The sequence below is a fragment of the Pseudomonas sp. GM60 genome, assembly GCF_000282415.1.
GTDB lineage: Bacteria > Pseudomonadota > Gammaproteobacteria > Pseudomonadales > Pseudomonadaceae > Aquipseudomonas > Aquipseudomonas migulae.
On sequence record NZ_AKJI01000181.1, the window covers coordinates 1 to 3,855 of the forward strand.

The window sequence follows — 3,855 nt, forward strand, 5'->3', positions numbered from 1 at the left end:
GGCGATGAGGCCCGAGCGTTCTGCATCGAATTGGAGGTCGCCATCGCCAGCAAGCTGGCTCCTACAAGGGGTGTTGGCTCCTACAAGGGGTGTTGTGGCAGGCCTGAATAAGGTGAACAACACGACCCACTGTAGGAGCCGGCTTGCCGGCGATGAGGCCCCAGCGTTCTGCATCGATTTGAAGGCCGCCATCGCCAGCAAGCCGGCTCCTACAGTCCGGTGAAATCAGCGGCACCCATCATTTCAACTCGGCGGAGACTTTATCCGCCACGTCCTTCGGCACCCACGCCTGCCACACATCCGGGTGCGCCTTCATGAACGCCTCCGCCGCCTGACGCGGTGGAGTGTGTTTCTCGCTCATATCAGCCAGCGCCTTGTTCAACGGGCCGATCGGGAAATCGACCTTGCTGAAAAATTCGGCAATCTGCGGATACTGTTTCTGGAACGGTGTGGACACGCCAATCGACAGTTTCGAGGGCAGTGAGCGCGTCGGTTTCGGATTGGGGTTGTCGGCGTCGGTCAGGGTTTTCCAGGCTTCAGCGTCGAACGGCGGCTCTTCCAGCTGAACCAGTTTGAAGCGCCCAAGCAAGGGCGTAGGCGACCAGTAATAGAACAGGACCGGCTTGCCACGACGGATCGACGAACTGATTTCCGCATCCAGCGCCGCTCCGGAGCCGCTGCGGAAATTCACATAGCTGTCGTTCAGACCATAGGCCGTGAGCTTCTGCTTGTTGACCACCTCCGAGGTCCAGCCGATCGGGCTGTTGAGGAAGCGCCCCTTGCCCGGGCTTTCCGGGTCACTGAACACGTCCTTGTATTTCGGCAGGTCACTGACACTGCGCAAGCCGGGTGCCAGCGGCTTGATACCCTTGGCCGGATCGCCCTTGATCACGTATTCGGGCACCCACCAGCCTTCGGTGGCGCCCTTGACCGTATCGCCAAGGCTCGCGACTTTGCCTTCGGCTTCAGCCTTGACCCAGACCGGGCTGCGACCGGCCCATTCTTCGCCAATGACCTGAATGTCATTGTTGGCCAGGGCGGTTTCCAGGGTGATGGTCGTTCCCGGCAAGGTATCGGTCTGCAGCCCGTAGCCCTTCTCGACAATGATCCGCAGGATATCGGTGATCAGACTGCCGCTTTCCCAGTTCAGGTCGGCGAAGTGGATCGGCGCCTGGGCGGCGAATACCGGAATGGGCGAACCCAGACCGAAAGCGACCAGAACAGTGGCCAGCAACCGTCGAAATCCGTTCATGCTTTTGCACCTCGTGCTGTTCACAGCAATAGCAGGATGGCCTGATAAAGACCGCAAGCCTCAAAATACTCAGTCAACTGACTGTAGTAGAGGTTCCTGCTTTCGAGGGGCGAGGATTATTTTTCGGAAATTTCCTGCAAGCGCGCCAGCTCTCTTCTGACCATGCTGGCGTATTCCGCCGGGCGCAATGTGTAGATCTGCGACGCCACCCACCCCAGCCAGGCCCCTTGCAAGATGGCCTTCTGCTCGAACAGTCGCTGGGCCTCCACCTGGGCGCTGGCTTGGTTCTGTATGTGAAAATCGGCGCGGGTCAGGGGCATTACTCGCTGGCCTTGAAGGTCACCAGTTCACCCTTGCGCCACTTGGCGGCCTTGGCCGTGACGGCTTTCAGGGTTTTGGTCAGGCCTTCCTGCAATTGTTGGTGGGCGGCAAATACCATCACCACGCTGTGACCTTCCTTGAACACGATCCCGTGACCGTCGGCAGTGGTCACGAACGCGTAATCGCCCAGGCCATACACCGTCAGTTTGATTTCGCGGAACTTGATGTCCAGCTTGCCACCTTCGCGACTGGGCAAAACCGAAGCGCTGAAATGATCGCCGACTTTAAGTTTCAGGCCTGGCTTGTCGTCCACCACCAGTGCTGATTCGGTGTCGATCTCGGCAATGTAAATGCCTTCGGCGTTCTGTTCGGTGATGTAAACAAAACGTGACTGGAACTGCTTGACCAGCTTTGCGCGCAAATCACCCAGCACGAACAAAGCATGCATATCGAGATTACTTACTGCCAAGGAAACATCCCCACATCTGAAAATGATGCCGCACGCCTGCAAACAGCGCACAGCAGAAAAAAGCGGCAATGCCGAAGGTGTCGCCAAATGACCCGTGTTGAAATCCTGAAACGAGCAGAGGGCTCATTCATCGCGAGGCGTAAGAAGACTAATGGAAAGTCACTCGCGTCGTCTTGCCTGGAGTTCGTCAGAGGTTGAAGGAAAAAGCCCTTCTGACTGCCAGAAAAAACGGATTACCAACCTTAGGGAAAAAACTCTTTAAAAAAAGCACTTTTCCGACATATCGCCGGCAAAAAATTGCTTTAGATAACCATCAATCGCCCACCAGTGACGGTGATTCTAGAGCAGCGATGCTCATCGAGACTACCCAAAACGATGTACACACGTCGGCAAAATAACGAAAAGGACTTCATATGTGCACCCTGACACACTTCGCCCGCCCCCTTGCGCCTTACTCAAGCAACCCGTCGACGCTGTACGCGGCGGGGTTTCAACACCCAGAACTTGACCCTGAAACGCTTGCCACACCGCGTTTTCAGGTCGTCCTGGCCGGTAATGCGTTCTTCCACATCAAAGAAATTTCCACTGGCCGTGTCAGAGGATTCCGCAGCGATCACAACGAAGCATGTGCTCTCGCCCGCCAGCTCGAATTGCATCGCTGAGCGCTTCGCTCAGTCCCTTCTCATAGACGTTTCGTCATGCCGACGACTTAACTCAGCCGTCGGCAGGCAACTACTGCCATACTGCCGAACCAATGAAACCCGTTCCCAAGTCGGACGGCGTTCAACACAACAGGACATTTCCAAGGGAAGGCTGCTACGTGACGGAATTTGATATCGGTGAATTTTTTATCCGGGGCGAAGCCAGAGAAATCGAAGGCGAATTCCAGGCGGTCATTGTCATGCGCGCCAAACCACCGCTGACCACGGTGACGTATCACCAGGTCGAGAAGGATCGCTGGTTCAAGACCTCGGACGTTGCTGCCGTCGCCGCCCGTGAAGCCGCCCAGGCCTTGAAGCTCGCCGTCGATCAAGGTGCCTTGAAAGCCTGATCAGCCGATTCGCAGTCTATGCTCATTCCTGATTTCGGACATCGCTATCGAATGCCTGAAGCGCGGCGCCCTCAGATGCAATGCAGCCGCACCTCAGATCTCGCACCTGCGCGACCAGCAAGGAGATGAAGATGGATTCACCTATACACGACTTGAAAGGCTTGTTCGACCAGCTAGGCCTGGAATCCAGCGAAAAAGCCATCGACGATTTCATCACCAGTCATTCGCCTATGCCCGATGATCAAAAACTCATCGATGCCGAGTTCTGGACGCCGCAACAAGCTGGTTTCCTGAAAGAGCAATTGCGTGAAGATGCCGATTGGGCGCGGGTGGTCGATGACCTGAATCTGCGTATGCATCAGGTTCACTAGTCAATGCAGGCTGTCGGGGGCTTCGGCGCTTAATTGGGCCAACCAGGCAGCCTTGCACTCCTCCGCTTCATCGCGACGGGAGAATGCCGTCCCCCGGCGTTCGCCGTTCAACAGCACGACCCAGCAGACGCTCTGCCCCTGCGCCCGTAAGCTGGCGGGCACACCGCTGCCGATCATGACGGCGACATCGACTTTGCTTTGCATGCTGACCTCTTTGACTTCATTAGCAACCTAACTATGAAGGTATGGTAATGAGTTCATGTGCGAGGAAACAGCAACTGTGTTGCATAGATTAGTTGCTGGAATCGCAATAATGTTGGGGGTTGGGGTGCATATCCGTTGCTGCGGTAACGGCCGCTATTGGTTTCGCCCTTACGGCGAGTCACTTGGA

The 3,855-nt window shown here is 56.3% G+C and carries 7 protein-coding genes; 3 read left to right on the forward strand and 4 right to left on the reverse strand.

Going from position 1 to position 3,855, the window contains the following annotated elements:
• Nucleotides 1–238 precede the first annotated feature (238 nt).
• From PMI32_RS00035 to PMI32_RS00025, 3 genes are all read right to left on the reverse strand, one after another.
• The gene (locus PMI32_RS00035; protein ID WP_008035842.1) at nt 239–1,252 is read right to left on the reverse strand and encodes an ABC transporter substrate-binding protein; all 1,014 of its coding nucleotides are present in this window, start codon (nt 1,250–1,252) and stop codon (nt 239–241) included.
• Nucleotides 1,253–1,368: 116 nt separating this feature from the next.
• Complete coding sequence (locus PMI32_RS00030) at nt 1,369–1,572, reverse strand: hypothetical protein (protein ID WP_008035846.1); 204 nt, start codon at nt 1,570–1,572, stop codon at nt 1,369–1,371.
• Nucleotides 1,572–2,042: a hypothetical protein gene (locus PMI32_RS00025; RefSeq protein WP_008035847.1), complete on the reverse strand. Its 471-nt coding sequence runs from the start codon at nt 2,040–2,042 to the stop codon at nt 1,572–1,574. Before PMI32_RS00025 ends, PMI32_RS00030 begins: the two co-directional genes overlap by 1 nt.
• Nucleotides 2,043–2,455: 413 nt before the next feature.
• On the opposite strand from PMI32_RS00025, the gene PMI32_RS00020 reads away from it, so the two are divergent.
• The 3 genes from PMI32_RS00020 to PMI32_RS00010 all read left to right on the forward strand — a co-directional run bounded on the left by PMI32_RS00020 (nt 2,456) and on the right by PMI32_RS00010 (nt 3,464).
• Nucleotides 2,456–2,704, forward strand: coding sequence for a hypothetical protein (locus PMI32_RS00020; protein ID WP_008035848.1), 249 nt, complete (start codon nt 2,456–2,458; stop codon nt 2,702–2,704).
• Between the two features lie 158 nt (nt 2,705–2,862).
• The gene (locus tag PMI32_RS00015) at nt 2,863–3,093 is read left to right on the forward strand and encodes a hypothetical protein (RefSeq protein ID WP_008035849.1); all 231 of its coding nucleotides are present in this window, start codon (nt 2,863–2,865) and stop codon (nt 3,091–3,093) included.
• Between the two features lie 131 nt (nt 3,094–3,224).
• Nucleotides 3,225–3,464: a DUF2789 domain-containing protein gene (locus PMI32_RS00010; protein WP_008035850.1), complete on the forward strand. Its 240-nt coding sequence runs from the start codon at nt 3,225–3,227 to the stop codon at nt 3,462–3,464.
• Here PMI32_RS00010 and PMI32_RS00005 read toward each other — a convergent pair whose 3' ends face one another.
• On the reverse strand, nt 3,465–3,668 hold the full coding sequence (locus PMI32_RS00005) for a hypothetical protein (RefSeq protein WP_008035852.1): 204 nt from the start codon (nt 3,666–3,668) through the stop codon (nt 3,465–3,467).
• Nucleotides 3,669–3,855: the final 187 nt, after the last annotated feature.

Bases quoted from the DNA above. Each gene is read 5' to 3' on its own strand.
- PMI32_RS00035 (WP_008035842.1), bottom strand. From the start codon at position 1,252: ATGAACGGATTTCGACGGTTGCTGGCCACTGTTCTGGTCGCTTTCGGT.
- PMI32_RS00030 (WP_008035846.1), bottom strand. From the start codon at position 1,572: ATGCCCCTGACCCGCGCCGATTTTCACATACAGAACCAAGCCAGCGCC.
- PMI32_RS00020 (WP_008035848.1), top strand. From the start codon at position 2,456: ATGTGCACCCTGACACACTTCGCCCGCCCCCTTGCGCCTTACTCAAGC.
- PMI32_RS00010 (WP_008035850.1), top strand. From the start codon at position 3,225: ATGGATTCACCTATACACGACTTGAAAGGCTTGTTCGACCAGCTAGGC.
- PMI32_RS00005 (WP_008035852.1), bottom strand. From the start codon at position 3,668: ATGCAAAGCAAAGTCGATGTCGCCGTCATGATCGGCAGCGGTGTGCCC.